This window comes from Chryseobacterium sp. StRB126 (assembly GCF_000829375.1).
Taxonomy (GTDB): Bacteria; Bacteroidota; Bacteroidia; order Flavobacteriales; family Weeksellaceae; genus Chryseobacterium.
This window is the reverse complement of record NZ_AP014624.1, coordinates 1,263,641-1,282,716: the sequence shown is the minus strand read 5'-3', so window position 1 is coordinate 1,282,716 and position 19,076 is coordinate 1,263,641. Positions and strand designations below refer to the sequence as shown.

Below are 19,076 nucleotides of genomic sequence, written 5' to 3'. Positions count from 1 at the left end.
GCCATTCTTTATGCTGATTTTAATCTAAATGTGTCTTTCCTACTTTTATCCGGATGGTTTTGAACATATCCAATACTCAACATTTTTACAATATCCTTTTCATCTACATTTACGAATGACTCTGCTTTGTTATGCCCACAACAGCTACCGTATGTTGTAATACCTAGCCTCCATAGTTCTTTAATTTCATCTATGATGCATGGATCAATACTTATTTTGTCAGATAATCCCTCCTTTAACCTTGATTGTTTATAACCTTCCATGTGTGGAGGAATGTCAACCATTATTTGCTGGAGGAAATTCTCTATAGATCCAAAGTATATGTCTTTACATTTACATGCCATAGAATATTAGTTTAATTTATTAACATCTTCGTTAGTTATTAACCTTGCTTCATATTTGTATACATGGAATTGTACATCTTTATTTCTCGTGTTTATTTTACTATAGTATCTCTTAATAGCACCCTCACAACCATAAACAAAGCCAATATGAGTATTATTGAATGTTTTTCCACTGCATTTTATCGCAAATATTTTAATTTCTTTCTCCATACTCCCTAAATTAAAAACCCCGCTACCTATTACAGCAGCGGGACACCAAATCACAAAATATTAATATGAAAAAAATAGTTCCTACTGCATTAAATCAATCTCCCTCGAATTCGAGGCATTTAAAAAAGAACGATGGGGTTTTCACCCTTCTTTTTCTTTCTCCAATTTCTCAATTTTAATTAAAAGATACCTAACTAAATCTGTCAGCTGATAGTCGTACAGATACAACTTTGGATTCTCTTTGAGTTTGCCAATTAAATCTTCAACTTCTTTTTCGTTCAACACCATATTTAAAAATTTTAGTGGAAAAGCCAGGACTTGAACCTGAATCACCCTTGCTTTATCAGAGTTTTGAGTTTCTCACAAGCATTGCCATTATGCTAGCATCACGTTTGCGTTTTTGAAGGCATTTAACCCATGGAACGCTAACCAATATTTAAATAGAACTCTTAGTCTAAAAAAACACCAAGCACCCTCCTTCATCAACCAACTATCCACCCCTTCTGCACTCATCATCTGTGCTTGGTAATTCAACAACAATTAATAATATCTAGCACACTTCCAAACCTCCTACAAGATCATAATCATCTGTAGGATCGATCAAGTCATGTTCAATTAAATAGTTTTTCAAATCATTAGCTCTTTCGGCCAAATTATTAACAGGACGAAATTCAGACAGTGCTACGTAATAGTCATTACCCTCTCCTGTGTAAGCCCCCTCTCCTGTTTCAAAAAACACATATCCTGAATCTTGGAGAACTTCGTCTAGATACCCAAAAAAATCAAATTCTCCTTCACCTTCAAATTCCTTTGGTGTTCTAACCATGAACCCTATACCTGAATGTGCGTAATAATCTACTCCCATATTATTTTGTTTTTAGTTCTTTAATCCTTTTACGGTAATACTCAATCTTTTCTTTTATCTCTGGAATTGACAGCTTTAACAACGACTGTTTAGCCTTTATAACAAGCATATCAAATCTTTCTTGTCCTATTCGCTTTGGAAGCCTTAAAGAATACTCAGCTAGATTCCCATGTCTATGTAAATTACACTCAACACAACTAACATGAACATTGTCTTCATTAAACCTCACATTAGGATGTGAACCCACTGCAAAAAAGTGGCTGGCGTGTCCATTTCCATTAACTATACACCCACAACTCACACACGGCTTACCCTTATCTCTAACTCTGATAAACTCGTTAAATATTTTCTGTAAATCGTTTAAATAATCCCTGTGAGTCTTTAACTTCTCCTTCCTGATCTTCTTCTCTTTCTGCCAAGCTTTAGCGTTTTGCTTTTGAATATTTGATTTGCCTAAAGAAATTGCGCAGCTCATTCCACATACTTTCTGAGTTGACCTAAATGGTATAAATTCATCCCCACATACTGCGCACTTCTTAGACTTTATCTCCTTCATTCCCAGCTTCTTTATAGTAAAGTTACAAAAACGAATGTTTAGTTTTAAACCTCATATAACTTTTTTTAAAGTATTTACTAACATTTTTTATTGATTAGCCTAATTATTTAGAATTGAAATAAATTGCGATTTTTATAAAACTTTTTTTCATTTAAATTTGGATAATAGTACAAATTTGTACTATATTTGTAATAAGAAAATGAGAGAATAACTAACTCATTAAATTAATACCCTGGCGGCAACAGTAAAATACGGCAATAACTACCATGTCAACAACTGTAAAAAACATCTTCAACTACATTCAAGGGATGAACCCTAATTCTCAAACAGTATCATCAATTGGAACTTTTGTAACAGCTTTCAGCCAACAAGTAGCAGATTCTCAAATTTCAGAAGTCATTCAGGTATTAGTAAATGCTGATAAAAAAGAAACTTTAGCTTTTAAAATAGCTTCAACAAACACGACTTTCTCTGAAAAACAACTTTGGGTAATTGCTTTTGAATTAGAAAAAATTCAAGAGTATGCACAAAATGTTAATAGCTACTATGAAAAACAAGCTTTAAAATCAAAGCAAAAAGCTCAAGAATCAAAAGACAAACTAGCGACTAATAAAGCAGGTTCACAAAGCGAATTAGACAGAATTAAATTAGCTGGAAAAAAGCTAGGCGATTATTATGCATGGTTGAAAAAATCATCTTTTAAAAAAGAGTTTTTTAATAAAAAATATTCAAAAGAATCTGTTTCTCAATTTATAGCACTTTAATATCATGAAAAACTTAGAAAGAATTTTAGACAACGCTTTTATTGCGACAAGAATAGAATCTAAAAGGGGTACTCAATTTTACAATACCGAGTATCATAGGCCAGTTACTCATGATTGCTTGTACAGTATTCTATTTGATAATGATATACAAATTGATTTACGCGATTTTAATGACCTAATGATTAATTATAAATACGCGAAAGACTATCATACTGATTGGGACTCTGAAGTATTTTTGATAGTTCGTAAAGATGGTTCAGAATTAAGATTCCAAAACAAAGGTGGTAGCAATAGAAAGGTTATTACTTTAAAAAAAGAATATTTAAGAGTTTATGATCTTAAATGGTCTGATTTGTTTTCAGAAGAAATCCTTTTTGAAACTGACTTTAAAATACAGAAAAAACATTCAGAAAGATATTACACTCCTGAACCACAAAATAATGATAGTCAATGGCAGTTGTTAGTCTTACTTTTAAAAGAAATTGCCGATCAAAAGAAACTAACACAAAACGAAATTTCTGAATTAACTGGAATGCAACAGAGTGCTATTAGTAGGTTATTTCTTTTAAAATATAAGCCGACTTTAGAAACATTTATAAAGGTAGCAAAAGCAATTAAAGTTAATTTCTTTTTTGAAGATAAAGAGAATAAGTCAGATTTGAATTTAGCATTTGAAAAAGCTATGACTGAATTAGGGCGAAGACCTGACAACTTATCAAAAAATTAATATAAAATACCCCTGTTAATTCAGGGGTTTTATTTTGGAATAGTAATTCTTCGGGCGTTCAAGGTATTTATGAAAGTGATTTTCTTTTCTTTTACCATTTTAGCAAGCAGCTCATTTCTCTCTGAAATTGGAAGCTTAATAATTTCGTCAATCTCATTAATGTCAGAGCCATTTGCTCCTCCGCAATTTTTATAATCTTCTCTTAATTTTATCAGAATTTTTGCTTCTATTTCTTCCATGTTTTCCATGGAGTAAAGATACTACACTTTGTACATAAAATTAAACTTTAAGCGTCCACATTTTTAGGTTTAAAATTCTTTCCTGCACCTTGTCTTAGAAAGGTAATTTTACCTTGTGTTTGCTTTGCTTTTTCAAGAACTTCCATAGCTCTTGTACGCTCATTCATTCTACCTGCATGTGTGATACTACCTTGATTTTCAATTTTCTTCATGTTACAAGATAGTGAAAATATATGAGAAAAGCAAATCCTAAGTTATCCGTAAAGCATCCAGTAAAACAAATATATCCATCCTAGAACATCCAACCATGCAACCACACCAATTAATCTAATCTGCGTATCCGGATGCCTAAATAGCATACAATCGTTGATAAACTGTTTAATCGCTTTCATTTTGTCGTTTGGAATTGTCAAAAATTGCAAAGTACTTCATTCCATCAGTATGTGTGTCGAGAAATACGAGAGTAAGTTCTTTACCCTCATAAACGTGTTTTTTGTAAAAACGTTGTCTGTAAATGCTTCCAGAATAGCAATTCCCATCTCCTGACTCTAATTCTTCAATTGATTCAGCATAGCTTACTTCATCTCCATATATATTCCAATAATACTGTGTATTGTCGTTAATTGGGTACACTACCCAGTATTCCGTAAAGCCTACATGTTCATAGATTGCGTCTAACGCCTTGTTGTAATTTTCTAATAATTCCATTTTACTAATTTAGTTTTGTTGTTTGGTTTTAGGTTGTGGGTTTCCGTAATTAACTATTATCGAATGTTTTTAAATAATAATCTATTCCTTCAGGAACTCTATTTCCATGTCTTTCGGGATCATGCATTATCCAATTAGAAACGCATTTATTGCCAGCATTTATGATTTGCTTCTTTTCTCTTTCTAAAAATTCATTACCTTTTTCCAATAACTTTTCTAGATCTGTAACAGATGTTCTAGCTGATTGAACATCTTCATAATGATAACTGCTTTCATTATTGATAATATTGTAATATTCAATAGTTTCAGCTTTCAACAAGTCTAAGAATTCTTTTAATACAGTTTTCATCTTTACACTATTTCACAGATTATACATTTAGATGGGTTGAAGGTCCTGGATTCAGCCTCCTGCCAATCATTTTGATTTTTCACTCTTTCATGTTCTGAAGCTTCACCTCTTTCAATTAATTTCACCGGATTCTCTCCCCAATGGTAATTTTTAAATTCGATTGCAGAAATGAAGGATTTACTAGGTAATGTGAAGAAGTGACTGTCGTTTTTATAATCCTTGTAATATCCATTTTCATGGAGCTCAACCAATCCCTTCGCAATATCCTCAGTAAGAACGGAGCCTTTGCAAATCGGTTTCACTTTATATCCATGATTAGTAATATTTGGGTTTTTGAACATTGTCATTAAAGCCCATTCTATTTTTAATTCTTCTTCTGATTCATACTCCACAATAAGGAGTCTTTTATTTAAATTAAGTTCTACGCTTTTCATATTACTTTTCCGTGTTTAATTACGAAATAAATTTTACCTGGTTCAGCGCCCCATTCTGGATTGCCTTCCCGGATCTCAATTCCTTTGTGTTCAAGTTTTAATATTCTTTCGGTATCTGTAGATTTTGGATAACCTAAAGTCATTGTATTAATTGAGAAAGGTTTAAACCAAAAACCATAACAATTATAAACATGATCCTCTGTATATCCATCTCGCAAAGCACATAATCCAGCGTTAATTTCATCAACAGTCAAATCAATATCATTATCAGTCAATCGCTTTATCCAATACTCATTTATCTCTCTATAATCTTCGGTTTTAATTCCGGCTTTCGTCATTTCAAACCATTTCTTTTTTAAAGGCAACTGTAGATTTAAGCTTTTCATTTTCTGTTATTTCTTTAAAGTGTTCAATTTTATCTGGTAGAATATTCCAAAACCATAAGCCATCTTCTTCGTGGTTTTCGCTTGCAATAATAGCTCCGGTAAGCTGTGATAGGTAATAATGGATTCCATCATCAATGTACGTGTCTCCTTCTTCTGGTTCTGATTTGGCCGCACAATAAATCTCACCTGTTTTTCTAATTCTTAAGGCCATTATTGTTCTTTTATTGTTAGTTCTTCACTAGTAAAAATATTGAAACAATTCTGCAATTGATGAACATAATCAATCATTACTAAGCCTCCTACTGCATTGCCATACCACTTAACTATACATGATTCAATTTTCACCCAGGTTCTATCATATTTATGATGGTAGTATTTATCATCATCTCTTTTCTCAAATCCAAACTTCAGCAGCCATTCCTCAGTTAACAGAGTTCCAACAAGTGTATGATACGGGAATTTTAACCCTTTTTCTTCTCGTATTCCATCTGTAAGAATCTCGTTTACTTTTATCTCGTAAAAATTAATAGTTTCTATTCCATTAGTGGCAATGGCATTCAAAATGTTTCCTATTCTTAGTTCTTGTGGTGCTATCATAAATCTAACGTTGTTTGTCCGTTAATTTCTCTACCCGCTCCCATACAAGCCATTCCTGGCATTCCGTGTTTAAATGATAATACTGGATTAACTGAAGAAGGCAATCCCATCAATACACACCATCCGTCATCATAATTAAAATGAATACATTGTACGCATTCACCATCTCCACCTGGAGAAGTCCAAACTTCAATTACATCGGCTTTATCATTATCCTTAAATTCTTTAATACACTTATTCCATCTTAATTTTCTATCATCTTTCGAATACTGAGACTCTTTTTTTCCTAATATCTGTTCAAATGATGAATAGTAGCGTATTTCATCAATACCAATCGGATATTTATCTCTATGATTATCAATTTTTGATTTTTCCATAATTCTTGTTTTAAAGTGCCACCCTAAGATGGCACGGGGTTAATCTTCTATAATCCTAACATTATGCAAGTATTCATTGCACATTACTGGTTTGCCTATTGGCTTACCATCCTTGTTTAATCTTTGCTTTAAAGTGACTTTGCCAGGATCTAAAGAATATTTTTCAGCGGAAAATATTTGTCCTTCCTTGATTCCAAATCTCTCTTCTGTTATTAATAATTCTACTGTCATTGCTTTATAGTTTTAAAGTTGCTTTGTTGATAAATTGGTCTTCCGGTAATTGGAAGACGTTTAATTTCCATGAAGTTAATTTTTGATAAGCCTTAAATTGATTTATAGCTCGATATGGCTTGCCTTTTTTATTGGAATAGCAACAAATTGTCATATCCTTATAAATCTCTAATGTCCCAGTTATGACTCCATCTATTCCAAAATTCTGGGCATATCCATGATCTCCATTGATAGGACTTCCGATTGCTTTTTGATACATTAAAATCATTTCGCATAATTTTTGAATCGGCACAAACCTCTTCCCCTCGTGTTCTATTTCCTTGGTTAAATAGGATAGATCCCAAAATATTGGCTTAATATCTTCTGATGATATTGATTCCTTTATGGTAATATTATTGCTTATTTCTATCAAATGGTCGCCATCATTCCTAACCTCTATTCGTTTTAATAAATGGGCTGAACTTAATGAAGCATACCAAACTTCTAGTTTATAAGGCAGATACGCTGCGTATACTCTTAGTTTTTCTTCGTTTGTTTTCATGATAATAGTTTTCTAGCTTTCACAATTACCCATTCTTTTCCTGTGAATTCTCCAGATGCTAACATTGCATCAATGAGGCTTCTAATTGTTGCTTTTAATTCTTCCTCTTTTGTCATTGTTTTGTTATTTTAGTGGTTAAAATAATGTTGGTGTTGACAATTCTATTTTAAATCGAAACTCTTGATCTTCAAATTTTTTCAAGTCAATTTCACAAGCATAGAATTCATTTCCATTACGATATTGCGCTATCCGGTTGCTTCCAGATCCTAAATGAGAATCAAACACTTTACCGCGGATATTATATTCTTGAATAAGCCAATCGTAAAGAATTACAGGTTTCTGTGTCTCATGAATTCGCTTCTCGTTCAACTTTTTATTTCCTTGCTGAACTAAAGCCTTTCTAACGTCCTTCCCACAATAAATTCCTTGCATCATACCAGCCCACATATAGTACACAATATCAGTTCTGTTAGAAAAAGATAGCCAAGCAAGTTCGCATCCATATTGATCTGAAAGCCCATTAAGTTTATCCCAGATCAAATAACCACCTTCAAGCCCGTAATAATTACCTCCAAAAATGATTTGATTTTTACTTATCCTTTTTAGTTGTTCAAAATATTCTGATGAAGATTTTTTCATATCCCAATCTGAATGAGCGTAGTCAACGCCTTTTACATATTTTCTATCGCCATTTTTCTGAATCACATATCCGGATTTATCAGATGGTTTACTTGCGCCTATTCCATATTCAATATCACAAACCGCCCAGTCAAAGAACAAATCCGGAACTGTACTCATATATTCTAAACAGTCAATATTTAAAACTGTTGAAATTGGTAGCTTCTCCCTAATATCCTGGGTTAGTTCTTCTAGTGCTTTCATTGTATTTTGTTTTCAGGGTTTGTGATGATATTTTCCATAATACAGTAATCTGTAAGATCCGGTGGGTGGTTGTCGGGATTTTTGAACCTTTCAACATAATCAGAAATCTTCTCCGCTATTCTCTTCTGCTGTTCCTCCTGGATGAGATCGCAGGCAGCGAACATATAAAGGTTGAACTCATCATCCGTCATCAATAATGTGCAATATTGAAATTGCAAATCATCCCAGTCTTTGAATCCTTGACTCTTTGCATACTCATCAAATATGCGTTGCTTCTCTTGGTGACTCATGATTTTGATTTTAATGTTTCCAGATCGGTATTACCTGATGAAAGAAGTTTATATTGTTCGATATTCAGGAAGAATAAAACAGGGATAGTTTTCTCTGTTTGAATGTTAATCAAATCTTTCATTGATGCGCCCATAGTTATATTTGCGCCTTGCTTTACACTTTTTCCTTCAACGAAAGAATCAGCACGTGAAATATCTAAATTGTTTTCTGCCATAAAGGCCATGATTTGTAGTAAATTCATTGTTATATTTTTTAAAATTAGACGTAAAGTGTGTGCGTTCGCTGTTTTTTACGAACTGTTTTTTGTCTTTAAAAGTTTTTTATTTACCGGATAGAATACGGTCCGGTTTCCGTTTATTTTTTCTTGGATTCGTTCATAAAATCAACAAATCCTTGCATGTCATTAAGCTCTTGTTCTCTTGCTATTTTGACTTCATTGTCAGCTTGATTGAATTTTTTCTTACATTTTTTGCAGGTAACCGAATCTTTATCTGCTGAGGAATTTTCATCTATTATGTAAGTACCACAATAACCATAGTCACTGAAACTATAATCATCATTTGGATTTGCAAAAGGATCGTAATGTGTTTTCATAATAATTATTTTAGCAGCTCTGGATTGGAGTGAATGTTGCCGATGACTTCGATAAAACCATGCTTACCAGGTGTAATTCCATCAAAGTACCATTCCTTATATTTTTCACCAAAAATAGATACCATCCACGAATTGCGTTCAAATACTACCTTCGCGATATATGATATGTCATTAAGATATTGATGCAACGTTCTTGGGTCTGATTCTGGTTTACTACCCCAATCCGTATATAGTATTCTAACAATATCTCCCTCGTATATCTCTACTCCGTTTTTGTCCTTTAGTCCGGTGTACTGGCCAACTGTTTCAGAAATCACATCCCAAACACCAATAGGCATTTCATGTGATATAATTTGCATCTTATATCCATCTTGAGACGACTGCCCGTTTTCCCATATTCTATTCTGGCATTTTGTTAAAAACCCATACATCCACTCATCATTATCAACATTTTTTCCGCGAAATTTTATTTCTCTCATGATTCTTTTGTTTTTAGTTTGGTTAGTAATTCTTCTATTTCCTTTCTTGTATCAGTACTTATTTGAAGATAATTTGGAGTTTCTAGGTAAATCTGCTCCAGCATCTCCCTCATTTCCTCTTCATAGTCTGGAACCTCTTATAGCCACCAGTCTACTTCGTCTTTCCAAAATATGACTGCATCCTCATAATTCGGATCAAAAGGCATACAGGCGTCCATTTTAAGGGTTGTTTGCATTGAACAAACGTATTTGCCTTCTTTCTCCGGAAGCCTTTCGCTTACCTTTACTTTTTTATACTTAGTTTTCATTTTTAAAAATTTTGCGTTTTAAATAAAACCCCGACCCGAGAGCCGGGGAAACTTAACCATGAGACCATTATAGGCCTGCTTTAACAATGTTTATTTTGATCTAAGATCTCTCACTTTTCTTACTTGAATAGTCCCAGCCTCGATTGAAGATCTATAAGAGTGCGTTACTTGCATCACCTCGTAGATAGCTTTATCTGTGATATAGTATTCACCTTTTGCTGGAGGTGCCACATAGCATCCACTACCGATAGTTTCTTCTAAATCTGAATCTCTGAAAATGAATTCAGACTCTAATTTTACAACTATTGAAGATTTAAAACTTTCAAGCACATTATGCAACTCTTCTGCAAATTCTTCTTTTGTTTTTAATCCTAATAGATTTAATAAGCTTTCTTTAAATGTGTTCATGTTGTTGAATTTTTAATTGTTGTTAATTTGATTTGACTTTGTAAATATATTACTTTTGTAATATATGATCCAAATAAAATATATACTTTTTGTAATATATTTTTATTTACTACCTTTGTTAAATGAATTTGAAGGATTTTTTAGAAAAGCATTCTATTATTAACATGTCACAACTTGCAAAAGAGATGTGGCCGGAAAATAACAACCCTAGAATTAAGCTTTATAATAAGTTAAATGAGAAAAAAGCCGGATCTGGGATACAAAGAATTACAGAAGATGACATTAAAGAAGCTAAACGCGTTCTCAATAAACTTGCTGATGATATTAAGAAGCTTTAAAGTCTTTTCGTTTAAGTTCTTTATACATCTCCCCTACTGTTTTAATAGGATTTTTAGGTTTCTGAGATTCAACAAAGTCCTTAATCCATTCTGCTTTTGACTTTGCTAAGTTTTCTATTCGCTGTTGGTAATTTTTCTTGAACTCTTCCAACTCGTTAGAATGGGTATTCTTCATCTTGGATTATTCTTTTTTCGTTAGCCGGAGCGTCAAAAGCATCTGAGAGATTTCCTAATGGGACCGGATTCTTATATTCAAACTCTTCTTCGATAGGGTAAAATCTTTGATAATCCCCTCTAAATTTCATTCTTTCAGTGAAAACCGAACCGCCTCTGAACTTCTCAACCATCAATTCAACTTGCCCTTTTGTGTCCGTTTCTGCGCCTTCAGGATCATTATCCCATTTATCTATTTTGTAATATTCTGGACGGAAAAGAAAACCCACAACATCAGCATCTTGTTCAATCGCTCCTGACTCTCTTAAGTCTGCTAATTGAGGTCTTTTTCCAGGTCTTTGTTCTACAGATCTTGATAATTGAGAAAGAGCAACAATCGGCAAATCTAATTCTTGGGCAAGTTGTTTCATTTTTCTGGAAATTGTAGAGATAATTTGCTCTCTATTCTTTCCCTTTTCTAATCCGGCTACCTCAGTGAGCTGAATATAGTCCCAAATGACCATTTTAAGCCCCTTCTCCTTCTTTAAAAGCCTCAGCTTAGCAATTGTCCTATTGAGTTCAAAATTGACGGTTTTTCCCTCTATTATGTAAAGTGGTAAATTTTCAAATATTGAGCACTGATAAATCCTCTGCCAGTCTTGATCTGAAAGTTGACGATCGCGGAACTTAGTTCCATTGATTTCAAGTTCATTCGCCATCTGCCTTTCTTGGAGCTCTATCGCTGACATTTCAAAGCTTACAAAAGCTACCGGATTCCCCTGTTTAGCAATTCCCAATGCTTCGTCAAGAACAAAAGCCGTTTTTCCCATAGCCGGCCTTGCACCTATTACAACTAAAGATCCATTTCTCCATCCGTTCATTCTGAACTGAATATCCCTGTTTTTACATGGAACACCCGGAATAACATTCTGCTTTTGCTGTTCTATTACCTGCTGGAATAAGTCCTGAGCGTTTGGCGTTTCCTGCTGTGCAGCGATTTCTTCTTCAATTTCAAATACCTTTGTTTGTAGTTTAGTGAAAATATCAAGTGTAGATTCTGTATTGTTGTAAGATTCATCAATTAAGTTTCCACAAATATTAATCAGCTTTCTACGTAGATACGATTGCCAAACCGACATAACATGGTATTCCAGGTGAGCAGATGAGCTTACTCCCATTGTAAGATTGATAATGTAATGATCACCTCCGGCAATTGTTAATTTATCTGTTCTCTTAAGCTCCTGTATAACAGTCATCATATCAATTGGCACATCAGACTCTTTTAGTTTTTGAACTACAGAGTAAATTTCTACATGTCTAGGATCGTAAAAAACATCTGAGTTTCGCCCCAGTCTTTTGATACACACATCTATTGCTTTTTTGTCTATTAGCAATGTACCTATGATCAATCTTTCAAAGTCAATTTCACTTGGCGGAAGTCTTCCATTTACTTGTTCCATTTTCCTTCGTTGTTTTTCCATGTTATTAATCTTAGCTTAGTTTCCCAAGTGTCTTGTTTTTGAAATTTCATTTTACCTTTCGTGTCTTTTTCAGACCAATAGTTGAAGAACTTTGTTACAATATCTTTTCCAAATTCTTCTACGTAGTTCTTTAATTCTAAATGAAATTCCTCTTTTGTTATTTTTTTGAAATTTAGGGGAGGAATGGTTCTTTTCCCTTCCTCTTCTACTTCTACTTCTACTTCTACTTCAGGCTGACAACTCGCCCGCGACTTGCCCGCGACTTGCTGACAATTTTCAATTATCACGTTTTCAGGTATTTGCGGAAAACATCTTTTCATACTTCGCAATCTTTGATTAAAATTCAAAATATTTAGAAATGGTTTGTTTTCGGCATCGTAGAGGACGATCAAACCGGATGAAGCTAACTCTTGTAACCATCGGGTAATGTCGGTTTCTCTAATATTCTTCAGCGGGAAACAAAACGCATTTAATAATTTGGGATTTGCGTGATATGATCCGAAGTCATCGGCTTTCATAATCAAACGTGTTAAAAGAACTTCTGCCTGGAAAGAAAGATTATCTACTGGCTCGCTGTCTGTCCAGTCTCGTAAAATTCTTTGTGGCATATCTTCATCCTGAATAAATTAAACTCCTGGGATGATTTCAGAATTAACGATAGCTACTGTATGCCTATTTTCTTCGTTGCTAAAAACTCCTTTGTGCGGACGGTATGATACTATCTCAGTAATAACATGTAACCTCCCTTTGTGATCTCTAAAATCATCACCAACTTTAATTTCTTTTTTGCTCATCAAATCTATACTACTTGTTTCGTCCGGATAATCAAATAGTCTGAAATAATCTGATTTATACATTGGCTTTTTTTTCTTCTCTTCTTCTGAAAGATTAATATAAGCCTCTAGTTTACTGTTTAATGTTTGTGCGTTCATATCTTCTATATAACTTTTGTTACTTAATTTTTTACCAGGCACGGTAAGCCTGTACTTCAGATCCGGACTTTAATACATTCATTCAATTTTTGCCGGATTAAATTTCCACCATGTTTAAACATCACTTCTTACATGGTATTTTTCATGAAGCTTGTAAAACGCAAGCTCTAAATCTGATTATTTCGGCTTCTGTGAAGTAATTTCTTTTGCCAACTTTAATCGGAGTAATATTGTTCACATTTTTATGATACCAAAGATTGTTTCTAGATATTCCAAGCTCTTCAGCAGCTTCTTTAGAATTATACATGTAGTCTTGTTGTTTTTTCTGATATTGCTTGTATATATCTTTTCTTTTAGCCTCACACTCTCCCGGTAATGCTCTACGAACTGGGCGGTTTTGTTTTTTTGCATACTCTAGGGTTGCTGTTGCATCAAGTAGATCTATTTGTTTTGCAACTCTTGAATTTGGAATATATCCTTCAGGAAGAATTTCCTGTCTAAGTCTATTTTTAATTGACTCAATTTCTGGGTTTGTTTTTGGGTTTCTCATTGGAATATTTTTAGTTGTGATACATGGTTTTTAATTCGGTTAATTGAATCATTGTAGTAGTCTTCGTCAAGCTCACAGGCTGTTAACTCAAATCCATAATCGTAACAGGCTATTGCTATACTACCAGATCCTAAATGCGTATCAAGTATTTTATCTCCGTGTTTTGCATATTTATCTAATAGCCAAGTATACAAAGCCACTGGTTTCTGAGTTGGATGAATTTTACCATTAGTATATGCTTCTACTCTGCTAAGTCTAAAGGCTTTACTTGCTTTATCAAAGGATGTCCATGCTAGTTCAAAATCTGCTCCAGTAAAATTTGTTTGTTTTTTATCCCAAATTATGTTGCATCGGGTTGGTGGTAAATCAAAATAGTTACTCCCCCAAATAATTTGATTTTTAGATACTCTGAACAACTCATTAAAATAATCTGTCGATGGAACTTCATCCCATTTAACCGCTTCTAAATTTTTATTAAACCTTCTTTTTTTGGACTTTCCTCCTTCAACAAGTTTTGCACCTAATCCATATGGTGGGTCAACAATAGCTAGATCAAAGTAGTTATCTGGATATCTTGCCATAAGTTCCATGTTATCCTCGTTTGTGATTGTTATTTTTTCGGTTATCTTCATTTTTCTTTTTGTCGTTTTCGATTCTGATTAGTCTTTTTTCGTTCCATTTGAATAGGCCGTTTGCATCACGGCCAGTCCAGTATCCGTCTTTGTCTTTCATAGTTAGAATGGTAAATCGTCATCATCAGAACCTGGGACCAAGTTTTTAACATCGTTTTCAAACTCAAACTCTTTTCCTGATCCCATGTAAACCTTATCTTCCTTAGCCTCCCTTTCTTCTTTAGTCTGCTGAATGTATACAGTATGCGTATTTCCGTATTGATCTGTTTCTTTTCTTTCAGCTACGATAATGTTTAAATATTTACCTTTTTCACCTACGACAATTTTTGATTTATCAATTTTGTCTAATTCAAGTCGTACATTGATTATTTTGCTCATTTTTATTTGTTTTTAAATTAATTGTAAGTGTTTTGCTAAAGTTGTGTTTAGCGAGTTGAGATATTCTCTTGCTAGCAAGATCATAGCTTTAATCTGGTCTATCCTTTTTTCATCTCTGTATATGATAAATTTTTTAATTCGGGCTTCTTTAGGAATATCAGCGTAAGTCATATTTCTGGTTATTTCTTCATCTAAATCTTCCGGAAGCCCATCTATTAAACCTAGTTTCCATCCTATCCTCCTTTTCTCATCTAATATCAAATCAACCGGGGTGTCTACAAGTCCGTATACTAACTTTGCAGATTTAACATTTGGACGAAGGTCCATGTATGCTAATAGTTGATCTTCATAATCTTCGTTAGGCACATCGTCTTCAAACAGCGGAAATGTTGAATAATCCCATGAGCTTTTAAAATCAATAATCTCATCATCCTCTTCAATATCCATTTCACCAGTAAAGAATTCATTTTCATATCTAACTTCGTTTTTAATAAGAAAAGTTCCGTTAACTTCATTATACAAGTTGATATTTTCATCCTCAACTGCGATACCTTTAGTTAGGTATTTATTCTGAACTTCTTTTTTTCTTCCAAAAACCTCTTCTTTAAATATTGATTTTAAATATGTCTTAGCTCCTTCAGATAATACAGGTTTTGCTTTTTGTTTTTTTCTTAGATCAACTAGTGTTTCAAGTTGCTTTTCAGTGATCTTTTGATTTGAATATTTTTCCTCAAGAGCTATTAATGTTTCCGTCTGATTTTGAGTTAAAGGTTTTGGCAATCCCTTCATTAATTTTCCAACTGCATGAGGACGAAACTTATAATTTGAAAAATCACGCACTCTTAACATTTTCTAATTCTTTTTTACGTTCAATTACTAATATTTTATATCTCTGCTGTTGATCCTTTGACATTTTGCCGAATAGTTTGCCAAGCTCTGAAACTTCTTTACATGAATTAATTTCATTTGTTAAGTCTGTATCAATAATTGGTTGCTTTTTTACGATTCTGACCCCTCCAACTACATCACCTTTCATTTTTACTGTAGAGTCAATAAATAGCTCAATTAATAATCCTTTCCAATCCTCTACGAATGACGATCCGGAGAATCCCTTTAATACTGTAGCATTTGTTGCATTTAATACTAGAGGCTTTATATTTTCTTCAAAATATGCGATATTGAAATTGCCCTTCTTCCCTGCTACTGTAGCTCCTAACTCCTGTTTAACTTCCCGTATTTTGAAAACAAGCCTTTTTCCATCTTCCATGTAGTCCTCAAGATCCGCCACTCCTAAGTGGTCAGACTTGTAAACTTTTCTGAAGTGTGTTTTAGATTGTTTTTCCATAATTAATTGATTGTTTTTGAATAGACCGCGTAGTGCTTACTGCCAATCTTTGTTGATGAGGTTTGATAGGTTTTGTTTTTAGCTTTTAGCTCACTGAACCGTCCTGAAATAGTGTGTATTGGAACTCCCAGTATATTTGCGATATCTATTGTGGATCTTTTTCCGTCTACTTCATTTAAAACTTTCTCCCACATTGCTGGAATAGTCTCCTTTACTTTTTTGAATGCGAGTTTGGAATTAGCGTTATTCCGCCCCCGGCTGTAGTCTTGAATATCCATATCTTCATTTTTGCTTTGGTTATTTTACCATTTAAAATTTCCGGCATCTAAGTAAACCTGACAGTGACGCCTTAAAACTGATTTATTTTCAAATGGATTGTTTACTGTCTTGGAATTAATTCCCAAATCTTTATGGCATGCCCTGATTAATCCACGCCATGTAAATTCTTTTGCTGGCTGACCGCAATGCCAATCTCTTTGGGTAAATCGGTGCCACTTTCCGGCTTCAACTTCATATTCTTCGCCGTATTCATCTTTAAAAATCGTTAGTGGAGCATTTGACAACCATAAGTACATTGGTTTCGATTCATCAATTTTACTTTCATCTTCCTTTAATTCTGAATCTCTTGGTATCATGTCTCTGTGCCAATTTGGAATACATGGGTACTGGTTAGGCATTAACATGTGAACTTTAACATCCCATATAAAATCATTAGGATTTTCAGGAAAAGATTTTAATAAATCCGCCAGATCAGGCATTAGTTCTAAGACATCAGTATATTCTCCTTGGATTACTCCGCAATGTTGATTTTTCCAATTTATATTTTCCATGATTATTGATTTGATTGTTTAAACTCTTTGATGAACTCGTTTAAGGCACTTTGCTCCATTTCAGAAAGCTTGTCATGCCCAAGGCGCTTGTAATTGACATACCATATACCATTATGGTTTTCAATTCTTATGGTTACTGAATGTGTCATGGTTATACTTTTTTAAGGGTATGATACTCATCCATTAAATCACAATTAAAAATTATTATCCAAGGATTTTTTTCTTTTATTGCTGTTTTAAGTCTTTCCATCCAAAGAGGATCTTTAATCCCTACCGGTTCAGTTACTATTTGTTTTCTTTCCGATATTGGAAGTTGTAGGTAGTCGGTTAGGTTCATAATCCAAATTTTATTTTAACTACCTCAATGATTGAAATGTATTCCTTAGCATTTTTACCTTCACCATGTGTTTTTCTGACCTCATTCTCAAATTCTTCAATAGAACCGGAAAAGCAACCACAACTAACTTTTATCATATTGTCTTTCTCTTTGAAGAATGTTGTAGTTCTATTTGCAGACCCGAAGTTTTGGAAACAGCAATAATCATTGTTTGATTTTGTCTCAGCATCACCGTACACCCTAGCATCACCGTACACCAAAGCATTACCGTACACCCTAGCATTACCGTACACCAAAGCATTACCGTACACCCTAGCATTACCGTACACCCTAGCATTACCGTACACCAAAGCATTACCGTACACCCTAGCATTACCGTACACCCTAGCATCACCGTACACCCTAGCATCACCGGACACCAAAGCATCACCGTACACCCTAGCATCACCGGACACCCTAGCATCACCGGACACCAAAGCATCACCGTACACCAAAGCATCACCGTACACCCTAGCATCACCGGACACCAAAGCATTACCGGACACCCAAGCATTACCGGACAGACAATCTTCTTTTTCTATCCACCCGCCTAATTCACCTTCGTTTACGTATTTTGAGTTTTTAGTGGCTTTAATTCTGAAAAGCTTAACCCCTAAAAAGTTGATTTTATATTCTTGTGTTAATTCAAAATGTTTTTCCATGATTATTGTTTTTTAAGTAAGTATTCTATTATGTAAATTGTTTGCTGTACAAACCAGCATTTGATAAGAAATAATAAGGTTTTCATGATGCTGTAAAATAATGGTTAAAGGATATTCTACCTCTCTGAATCATTTTTATTCTCAAACTATATTCAGCCTGCTGGCACGCTTCTCTCAGCGTTGATATTCTTTCTCTGAAAAATGATTTACAGCCTTTTCTGTAAGTCTGAAACCATCTTGCAATCATTCGCTTTACCCATTTGTAAGCCGGATTAGTTTTTAAAATAATTGCCTCTTTATCCCCTTCTAAATTGATGAGGTAGTAACTACCATTCTCTATTCTTACTCTCTTAGAGCTTTCCAGCCATATAATACCTGAAATAACATGCTTTCTTAATCTGTGATTGTAGGTCCTCAAAAATTCAAATGATTTAATTTGATAACCAAAGATTGTTTTTTGTAAATTTGCCATGTTGTAATTTTTAACTGTTACACGATTTGACCGAGTCGCTCTGTTACCGCAGTGCGACTCATTTATTTCTAAGCCAATTCTTATATTCTTCTACAGACCATTTATGAAATTTCGTTTGGTTACCTCGTCCGGATCTGCTTTTTTCTGATTTACGAAGAGGACAATCTATATTTCGTAGGTCTTTTTTTATTTTTTCAACACCTATTCCTAGATACTCAGCAACTTCATTAATCTTAGGTTCTTCTATTTCTGACCAAAATGATTTGTTAAAGTATTTTTCGGCCCAACTCTCAGGGACTAGAACATATCCCGCTGGAATTATAAACTCTCCTGTCATGATTGTAGAATTAAGGTTAATTCTTTCTTGCACTTAAGAGCTTCTTTCCTCTTAGCTTCAGCATTATTTATAGCCGCATCAATAAGATTCAAAATACCAACTTCATTACCTTCAGAAACATTATTAGCTCTTCTTTTTACATAGTTCAAAGTAGAAATACTTACGCCTGTTTTAGTGCTTACATTTGCTACATCCTCCTTAGTTGTAAAGTCTCTCAAATAATTGGAAAGTCTTAAACTAATCGGCTGGCCATATTTAAATTTTCCCATACATTATTTTGTTTAAATAAAAATTAGTTTT

The 19,076-nt window shown here is 33.8% G+C and carries 43 protein-coding genes; 3 read left to right on the top strand and 40 right to left on the bottom strand.

The genetic code is table 11. From position 1 onward, the window contains the following. Positions 1-8: 8 nt before the first annotated feature. The 4 genes from CHSO_RS05730 to CHSO_RS05715 form a co-directional block, all read right to left on the bottom strand. Entirely contained in the window at positions 9-344 is a 336-nt protein-coding gene (locus CHSO_RS05730; protein ID WP_144428859.1) for a hypothetical protein, read from the bottom strand. A gap of 6 nt (positions 345-350) precedes the next feature. After that, the gene (locus CHSO_RS05725) at positions 351-554 is read right to left on the bottom strand and encodes a hypothetical protein (protein ID WP_144428858.1); all 204 of its coding nucleotides are present in this window, start codon (positions 552-554) and stop codon (positions 351-353) included. Between the two features lie 550 nt (positions 555-1,104). Further along, a complete protein-coding gene (locus tag CHSO_RS05720; RefSeq protein ID WP_045493414.1) occupies positions 1,105-1,419 on the bottom strand; it encodes a hypothetical protein in 315 nt (104 codons plus the stop codon). A 1-nt stretch (position 1,420) separates the two neighbouring features. Then, a complete protein-coding gene (locus CHSO_RS05715) occupies positions 1,421-1,975 on the bottom strand; it encodes a recombination protein NinG (RefSeq protein ID WP_045493411.1) in 555 nt (184 codons plus the stop codon). 266 nt (positions 1,976-2,241) lie between these two features. Between CHSO_RS05715 and CHSO_RS05710 the strand changes: the two genes are divergently transcribed. Together CHSO_RS05710 and CHSO_RS05705 are read left to right on the top strand one after the other, a co-directional pair. Continuing rightward, complete coding sequence (locus CHSO_RS05710) at positions 2,242-2,739, top strand: hypothetical protein (RefSeq protein ID WP_045493408.1); 498 nt, start codon at positions 2,242-2,244, stop codon at positions 2,737-2,739. Positions 2,740-2,743: 4 nt separating this feature from the next. Next, complete coding sequence (locus CHSO_RS05705) at positions 2,744-3,466, top strand: helix-turn-helix domain-containing protein (RefSeq protein WP_045493405.1); 723 nt, start codon at positions 2,744-2,746, stop codon at positions 3,464-3,466. Between the two features lie 29 nt (positions 3,467-3,495). On the opposite strand, the gene CHSO_RS05700 is transcribed toward CHSO_RS05705, so the two are convergent. From CHSO_RS05700 to CHSO_RS05620, 18 genes are all read right to left on the bottom strand, one after another. Continuing rightward, positions 3,496-3,705, bottom strand: a complete 210-nt coding sequence (locus tag CHSO_RS05700) for a hypothetical protein (protein WP_144428857.1) — start codon at positions 3,703-3,705, stop codon at positions 3,496-3,498. A gap of 47 nt (positions 3,706-3,752) precedes the next feature. Further along, complete coding sequence (locus CHSO_RS25885) at positions 3,753-3,917, bottom strand: hypothetical protein (RefSeq protein WP_171817609.1); 165 nt, start codon at positions 3,915-3,917, stop codon at positions 3,753-3,755. Between the two features lie 166 nt (positions 3,918-4,083). Next, entirely contained in the window at positions 4,084-4,413 is a 330-nt protein-coding gene (locus tag CHSO_RS05695) for a hypothetical protein (RefSeq protein ID WP_045493399.1), read from the bottom strand. A 49-nt stretch (positions 4,414-4,462) separates the two neighbouring features. After that, positions 4,463-4,762, bottom strand: a complete 300-nt coding sequence (locus tag CHSO_RS05690) for a hypothetical protein (protein WP_045493396.1) — start codon at positions 4,760-4,762, stop codon at positions 4,463-4,465. A gap of 2 nt (positions 4,763-4,764) precedes the next feature. Further along, entirely contained in the window at positions 4,765-5,196 is a 432-nt protein-coding gene (locus tag CHSO_RS05685) for a hypothetical protein (RefSeq protein ID WP_045493393.1), read from the bottom strand. After that, entirely contained in the window at positions 5,193-5,582 is a 390-nt protein-coding gene (locus CHSO_RS05680; protein ID WP_045493390.1) for a hypothetical protein, read from the bottom strand. Before CHSO_RS05680 ends, CHSO_RS05685 begins: the two co-directional genes overlap by 4 nt. Next, positions 5,536-5,793, bottom strand: coding sequence for a hypothetical protein (locus CHSO_RS05675; protein ID WP_045493387.1), 258 nt, complete (start codon positions 5,791-5,793; stop codon positions 5,536-5,538). Before CHSO_RS05675 ends, CHSO_RS05680 begins: the two co-directional genes overlap by 47 nt. Continuing rightward, the gene (locus CHSO_RS05670) at positions 5,793-6,179 is read right to left on the bottom strand and encodes a hypothetical protein (RefSeq protein ID WP_045493383.1); all 387 of its coding nucleotides are present in this window, start codon (positions 6,177-6,179) and stop codon (positions 5,793-5,795) included. The genes CHSO_RS05675 and CHSO_RS05670 overlap by 1 nt, the downstream gene beginning before the upstream one ends. Further along, complete coding sequence (locus CHSO_RS05665) at positions 6,176-6,556, bottom strand: hypothetical protein (RefSeq protein ID WP_052480499.1); 381 nt, start codon at positions 6,554-6,556, stop codon at positions 6,176-6,178. The genes CHSO_RS05670 and CHSO_RS05665 overlap by 4 nt, the downstream gene beginning before the upstream one ends. 39 nt (positions 6,557-6,595) lie before the next feature. Further along, complete coding sequence (locus CHSO_RS05660) at positions 6,596-6,787, bottom strand: hypothetical protein (protein ID WP_045493380.1); 192 nt, start codon at positions 6,785-6,787, stop codon at positions 6,596-6,598. A 4-nt stretch (positions 6,788-6,791) separates the two neighbouring features. Continuing rightward, positions 6,792-7,328, bottom strand: a complete 537-nt coding sequence (locus tag CHSO_RS05655) for a hypothetical protein (RefSeq protein ID WP_045493377.1) — start codon at positions 7,326-7,328, stop codon at positions 6,792-6,794. Positions 7,329-7,463: 135 nt separating this feature from the next. Continuing rightward, positions 7,464-8,210 (bottom strand): DNA methyltransferase, encoded by a 747-nt coding sequence (locus tag CHSO_RS05650; RefSeq protein ID WP_052480498.1) that lies wholly within the window; start codon positions 8,208-8,210, stop codon positions 7,464-7,466. After that, the gene (locus CHSO_RS05645) at positions 8,207-8,500 is read right to left on the bottom strand and encodes a hypothetical protein (RefSeq protein ID WP_144428856.1); all 294 of its coding nucleotides are present in this window, start codon (positions 8,498-8,500) and stop codon (positions 8,207-8,209) included. The genes CHSO_RS05650 and CHSO_RS05645 overlap by 4 nt, the downstream gene beginning before the upstream one ends. Then, positions 8,497-8,742, bottom strand: a complete 246-nt coding sequence (locus CHSO_RS05640) for a hypothetical protein (RefSeq protein WP_144428855.1) — start codon at positions 8,740-8,742, stop codon at positions 8,497-8,499. The genes CHSO_RS05645 and CHSO_RS05640 overlap by 4 nt, the downstream gene beginning before the upstream one ends. Before the next feature lie 113 nt (positions 8,743-8,855). Beyond that, the gene (locus CHSO_RS05635; RefSeq protein ID WP_045493367.1) at positions 8,856-9,095 is read right to left on the bottom strand and encodes a hypothetical protein; all 240 of its coding nucleotides are present in this window, start codon (positions 9,093-9,095) and stop codon (positions 8,856-8,858) included. A gap of 5 nt (positions 9,096-9,100) precedes the next feature. Beyond that, on the bottom strand, positions 9,101-9,574 hold the full coding sequence (locus tag CHSO_RS24895; RefSeq protein ID WP_052480497.1) for a YopX family protein: 474 nt from the start codon (positions 9,572-9,574) through the stop codon (positions 9,101-9,103). Positions 9,575-9,711: 137 nt separating this feature from the next. After that, positions 9,712-9,882 carry a hypothetical protein gene (locus tag CHSO_RS25880; protein ID WP_171817608.1) on the bottom strand — a complete coding sequence of 57 codons (171 nt, stop codon included), beginning with the start codon at positions 9,880-9,882 and terminating at the stop codon, positions 9,712-9,714. Positions 9,883-9,972: 90 nt separating this feature from the next. Then, positions 9,973-10,290 (bottom strand): hypothetical protein, encoded by a 318-nt coding sequence (locus CHSO_RS05620; RefSeq protein ID WP_045493364.1) that lies wholly within the window; start codon positions 10,288-10,290, stop codon positions 9,973-9,975. A gap of 164 nt (positions 10,291-10,454) precedes the next feature. Between CHSO_RS05620 and CHSO_RS25875 the strand changes: the two genes are divergently transcribed. Beyond that, positions 10,455-10,628 carry a hypothetical protein gene (locus CHSO_RS25875; protein ID WP_171817607.1) on the top strand — a complete coding sequence of 58 codons (174 nt, stop codon included), beginning with the start codon at positions 10,455-10,457 and terminating at the stop codon, positions 10,626-10,628. Here the strand turns inward: CHSO_RS25875 and CHSO_RS05610 are convergent. From CHSO_RS05610 to CHSO_RS05535, 18 genes are all read right to left on the bottom strand, one after another. Then, positions 10,615-10,803: a hypothetical protein gene (locus tag CHSO_RS05610; RefSeq protein ID WP_045493349.1), complete on the bottom strand. Its 189-nt coding sequence runs from the start codon at positions 10,801-10,803 to the stop codon at positions 10,615-10,617. The genes CHSO_RS25875 and CHSO_RS05610 overlap by 14 nt on opposite strands. Next, the gene (locus CHSO_RS05605; protein ID WP_052480496.1) at positions 10,784-12,241 is read right to left on the bottom strand and encodes a replicative DNA helicase; all 1,458 of its coding nucleotides are present in this window, start codon (positions 12,239-12,241) and stop codon (positions 10,784-10,786) included. Before CHSO_RS05605 ends, CHSO_RS05610 begins: the two co-directional genes overlap by 20 nt. Further along, positions 12,229-12,870: a hypothetical protein gene (locus CHSO_RS24890; RefSeq protein ID WP_052480495.1), complete on the bottom strand. Its 642-nt coding sequence runs from the start codon at positions 12,868-12,870 to the stop codon at positions 12,229-12,231. Before CHSO_RS24890 ends, CHSO_RS05605 begins: the two co-directional genes overlap by 13 nt. An 18-nt stretch (positions 12,871-12,888) precedes the next feature. Continuing rightward, positions 12,889-13,194 carry a hypothetical protein gene (locus CHSO_RS05595; RefSeq protein WP_144428854.1) on the bottom strand — a complete coding sequence of 102 codons (306 nt, stop codon included), beginning with the start codon at positions 13,192-13,194 and terminating at the stop codon, positions 12,889-12,891. A gap of 142 nt (positions 13,195-13,336) precedes the next feature. After that, the gene (locus tag CHSO_RS05590; RefSeq protein WP_045493343.1) at positions 13,337-13,744 is read right to left on the bottom strand and encodes a helix-turn-helix domain-containing protein; all 408 of its coding nucleotides are present in this window, start codon (positions 13,742-13,744) and stop codon (positions 13,337-13,339) included. Continuing rightward, a complete protein-coding gene (locus tag CHSO_RS05585) occupies positions 13,741-14,376 on the bottom strand; it encodes a DNA methyltransferase (RefSeq protein WP_045493340.1) in 636 nt (211 codons plus the stop codon). Before CHSO_RS05585 ends, CHSO_RS05590 begins: the two co-directional genes overlap by 4 nt. Next, positions 14,336-14,476, bottom strand: coding sequence for a hypothetical protein (locus CHSO_RS25870; protein WP_171817606.1), 141 nt, complete (start codon positions 14,474-14,476; stop codon positions 14,336-14,338). The genes CHSO_RS05585 and CHSO_RS25870 overlap by 41 nt, the downstream gene beginning before the upstream one ends. Positions 14,477-14,478: 2 nt before the next feature. Next, on the bottom strand, positions 14,479-14,754 hold the full coding sequence (locus CHSO_RS05580) for a hypothetical protein (protein ID WP_045493336.1): 276 nt from the start codon (positions 14,752-14,754) through the stop codon (positions 14,479-14,481). A 12-nt stretch (positions 14,755-14,766) separates the two neighbouring features. Then, the gene (locus CHSO_RS24885) at positions 14,767-15,603 is read right to left on the bottom strand and encodes a hypothetical protein (RefSeq protein ID WP_052480494.1); all 837 of its coding nucleotides are present in this window, start codon (positions 15,601-15,603) and stop codon (positions 14,767-14,769) included. Further along, positions 15,587-16,099: a hypothetical protein gene (locus CHSO_RS05570; RefSeq protein WP_045493333.1), complete on the bottom strand. Its 513-nt coding sequence runs from the start codon at positions 16,097-16,099 to the stop codon at positions 15,587-15,589. The genes CHSO_RS24885 and CHSO_RS05570 overlap by 17 nt, the downstream gene beginning before the upstream one ends. Positions 16,100-16,101: 2 nt before the next feature. After that, positions 16,102-16,377, bottom strand: coding sequence for a hypothetical protein (locus CHSO_RS05565; RefSeq protein ID WP_045493330.1), 276 nt, complete (start codon positions 16,375-16,377; stop codon positions 16,102-16,104). Positions 16,378-16,401: 24 nt separating this feature from the next. Next, a complete protein-coding gene (locus CHSO_RS05560; RefSeq protein WP_045493327.1) occupies positions 16,402-16,929 on the bottom strand; it encodes a hypothetical protein in 528 nt (175 codons plus the stop codon). Positions 16,930-16,931: 2 nt separating this feature from the next. Beyond that, positions 16,932-17,078 (bottom strand): hypothetical protein, encoded by a 147-nt coding sequence (locus CHSO_RS25865; RefSeq protein WP_171817605.1) that lies wholly within the window; start codon positions 17,076-17,078, stop codon positions 16,932-16,934. 2 nt (positions 17,079-17,080) lie between these two features. After that, positions 17,081-17,266 carry a hypothetical protein gene (locus CHSO_RS05555; RefSeq protein ID WP_045493324.1) on the bottom strand — a complete coding sequence of 62 codons (186 nt, stop codon included), beginning with the start codon at positions 17,264-17,266 and terminating at the stop codon, positions 17,081-17,083. Further along, the gene (locus CHSO_RS05550; protein ID WP_045493322.1) at positions 17,263-17,967 is read right to left on the bottom strand and encodes a hypothetical protein; all 705 of its coding nucleotides are present in this window, start codon (positions 17,965-17,967) and stop codon (positions 17,263-17,265) included. The genes CHSO_RS05555 and CHSO_RS05550 overlap by 4 nt, the downstream gene beginning before the upstream one ends. Positions 17,968-18,049: 82 nt before the next feature. Further along, on the bottom strand, positions 18,050-18,439 hold the full coding sequence (locus CHSO_RS05545) for a hypothetical protein (protein WP_045493320.1): 390 nt from the start codon (positions 18,437-18,439) through the stop codon (positions 18,050-18,052). A gap of 58 nt (positions 18,440-18,497) precedes the next feature. Continuing rightward, positions 18,498-18,776 (bottom strand): hypothetical protein, encoded by a 279-nt coding sequence (locus tag CHSO_RS05540; protein ID WP_045493317.1) that lies wholly within the window; start codon positions 18,774-18,776, stop codon positions 18,498-18,500. Then, complete coding sequence (locus tag CHSO_RS05535; protein ID WP_045493314.1) at positions 18,773-19,045, bottom strand: hypothetical protein; 273 nt, start codon at positions 19,043-19,045, stop codon at positions 18,773-18,775. Before CHSO_RS05535 ends, CHSO_RS05540 begins: the two co-directional genes overlap by 4 nt. Between the last annotated feature and the right edge of the window lie 31 nt (positions 19,046-19,076).

Bases quoted from the DNA above. Each gene is read 5' to 3' on its own strand.
- CHSO_RS05550 (WP_045493322.1), bottom strand. From the start codon at position 17,967: ATGGAAAAACATTTTGAATTAACACAAGAATATAAAATCAACTTTTTA.
- CHSO_RS05710 (WP_045493408.1), top strand. From the start codon at position 2,242: ATGTCAACAACTGTAAAAAACATCTTCAACTACATTCAAGGGATGAAC.
- CHSO_RS05690 (WP_045493396.1), bottom strand. From the start codon at position 4,762: ATGAAAACTGTATTAAAAGAATTCTTAGACTTGTTGAAAGCTGAAACT.
- CHSO_RS05665 (WP_052480499.1), bottom strand. From the start codon at position 6,556: ATGGAAAAATCAAAAATTGATAATCATAGAGATAAATATCCGATTGGT.
- CHSO_RS25865 (WP_171817605.1), bottom strand. From the start codon at position 17,078: ATGACACATTCAGTAACCATAAGAATTGAAAACCATAATGGTATATGG.
- CHSO_RS05610 (WP_045493349.1), bottom strand. From the start codon at position 10,803: ATGAAGAATACCCATTCTAACGAGTTGGAAGAGTTCAAGAAAAATTAC.
- CHSO_RS05685 (WP_045493393.1), bottom strand. From the start codon at position 5,196: ATGAAAAGCGTAGAACTTAATTTAAATAAAAGACTCCTTATTGTGGAG.
- CHSO_RS05595 (WP_144428854.1), bottom strand. From the start codon at position 13,194: ATGAACGCACAAACATTAAACAGTAAACTAGAGGCTTATATTAATCTT.
- CHSO_RS05700 (WP_144428857.1), bottom strand. From the start codon at position 3,705: ATGGAAGAAATAGAAGCAAAAATTCTGATAAAATTAAGAGAAGATTAT.
- CHSO_RS05655 (WP_045493377.1), bottom strand. From the start codon at position 7,328: ATGAAAACAAACGAAGAAAAACTAAGAGTATACGCAGCGTATCTGCCT.
- CHSO_RS05535 (WP_045493314.1), bottom strand. From the start codon at position 19,045: ATGGGAAAATTTAAATATGGCCAGCCGATTAGTTTAAGACTTTCCAAT.
- CHSO_RS05580 (WP_045493336.1), bottom strand. From the start codon at position 14,754: ATGAGCAAAATAATCAATGTACGACTTGAATTAGACAAAATTGATAAA.
- CHSO_RS05670 (WP_045493383.1), bottom strand. From the start codon at position 6,179: ATGATAGCACCACAAGAACTAAGAATAGGAAACATTTTGAATGCCATT.
- CHSO_RS05715 (WP_045493411.1), bottom strand. From the start codon at position 1,975: ATGAAGGAGATAAAGTCTAAGAAGTGCGCAGTATGTGGGGATGAATTT.
- CHSO_RS05645 (WP_144428856.1), bottom strand. From the start codon at position 8,500: ATGAGTCACCAAGAGAAGCAACGCATATTTGATGAGTATGCAAAGAGT.
- CHSO_RS05695 (WP_045493399.1), bottom strand. From the start codon at position 4,413: ATGGAATTATTAGAAAATTACAACAAGGCGTTAGACGCAATCTATGAA.
- CHSO_RS05705 (WP_045493405.1), top strand. From the start codon at position 2,744: ATGAAAAACTTAGAAAGAATTTTAGACAACGCTTTTATTGCGACAAGA.
- CHSO_RS05675 (WP_045493387.1), bottom strand. From the start codon at position 5,793: ATGGCCTTAAGAATTAGAAAAACAGGTGAGATTTATTGTGCGGCCAAA.
- CHSO_RS05730 (WP_144428859.1), bottom strand. From the start codon at position 344: ATGGCATGTAAATGTAAAGACATATACTTTGGATCTATAGAGAATTTC.
- CHSO_RS25885 (WP_171817609.1), bottom strand. From the start codon at position 3,917: ATGAAGAAAATTGAAAATCAAGGTAGTATCACACATGCAGGTAGAATG.
- CHSO_RS05660 (WP_045493380.1), bottom strand. From the start codon at position 6,787: ATGACAGTAGAATTATTAATAACAGAAGAGAGATTTGGAATCAAGGAA.
- CHSO_RS25880 (WP_171817608.1), bottom strand. From the start codon at position 9,882: ATGAAAACTAAGTATAAAAAAGTAAAGGTAAGCGAAAGGCTTCCGGAG.
- CHSO_RS05555 (WP_045493324.1), bottom strand. From the start codon at position 17,266: ATGAACCTAACCGACTACCTACAACTTCCAATATCGGAAAGAAAACAA.
- CHSO_RS05720 (WP_045493414.1), bottom strand. From the start codon at position 1,419: ATGGGAGTAGATTATTACGCACATTCAGGTATAGGGTTCATGGTTAGA.
- CHSO_RS05680 (WP_045493390.1), bottom strand. From the start codon at position 5,582: ATGAAAAGCTTAAATCTACAGTTGCCTTTAAAAAAGAAATGGTTTGAA.
- CHSO_RS05640 (WP_144428855.1), bottom strand. From the start codon at position 8,742: ATGAATTTACTACAAATCATGGCCTTTATGGCAGAAAACAATTTAGAT.
- CHSO_RS24895 (WP_052480497.1), bottom strand. From the start codon at position 9,574: ATGAGAGAAATAAAATTTCGCGGAAAAAATGTTGATAATGATGAGTGG.
- CHSO_RS05545 (WP_045493320.1), bottom strand. From the start codon at position 18,439: ATGGCAAATTTACAAAAAACAATCTTTGGTTATCAAATTAAATCATTT.
- CHSO_RS24885 (WP_052480494.1), bottom strand. From the start codon at position 15,603: ATGTTAAGAGTGCGTGATTTTTCAAATTATAAGTTTCGTCCTCATGCA.
- CHSO_RS05565 (WP_045493330.1), bottom strand. From the start codon at position 16,377: ATGGATATTCAAGACTACAGCCGGGGGCGGAATAACGCTAATTCCAAA.
- CHSO_RS05540 (WP_045493317.1), bottom strand. From the start codon at position 18,776: ATGACAGGAGAGTTTATAATTCCAGCGGGATATGTTCTAGTCCCTGAG.
- CHSO_RS05635 (WP_045493367.1), bottom strand. From the start codon at position 9,095: ATGAAAACACATTACGATCCTTTTGCAAATCCAAATGATGATTATAGT.
- CHSO_RS24890 (WP_052480495.1), bottom strand. From the start codon at position 12,870: ATGCCACAAAGAATTTTACGAGACTGGACAGACAGCGAGCCAGTAGAT.
- CHSO_RS05620 (WP_045493364.1), bottom strand. From the start codon at position 10,290: ATGAACACATTTAAAGAAAGCTTATTAAATCTATTAGGATTAAAAACA.
- CHSO_RS25875 (WP_171817607.1), top strand. From the start codon at position 10,455: ATGTCACAACTTGCAAAAGAGATGTGGCCGGAAAATAACAACCCTAGA.
- CHSO_RS25870 (WP_171817606.1), bottom strand. From the start codon at position 14,476: ATGAAAGACAAAGACGGATACTGGACTGGCCGTGATGCAAACGGCCTA.
- CHSO_RS05650 (WP_052480498.1), bottom strand. From the start codon at position 8,210: ATGAAAGCACTAGAAGAACTAACCCAGGATATTAGGGAGAAGCTACCA.
- CHSO_RS05725 (WP_144428858.1), bottom strand. From the start codon at position 554: ATGGAGAAAGAAATTAAAATATTTGCGATAAAATGCAGTGGAAAAACA.
- CHSO_RS05570 (WP_045493333.1), bottom strand. From the start codon at position 16,099: ATGGAAAAACAATCTAAAACACACTTCAGAAAAGTTTACAAGTCTGAC.
- CHSO_RS05585 (WP_045493340.1), bottom strand. From the start codon at position 14,376: ATGAAGATAACCGAAAAAATAACAATCACAAACGAGGATAACATGGAA.
- CHSO_RS05560 (WP_045493327.1), bottom strand. From the start codon at position 16,929: ATGGAAAATATAAATTGGAAAAATCAACATTGCGGAGTAATCCAAGGA.
- CHSO_RS05605 (WP_052480496.1), bottom strand. From the start codon at position 12,241: ATGGAACAAGTAAATGGAAGACTTCCGCCAAGTGAAATTGACTTTGAA.
- CHSO_RS05590 (WP_045493343.1), bottom strand. From the start codon at position 13,744: ATGAGAAACCCAAAAACAAACCCAGAAATTGAGTCAATTAAAAATAGA.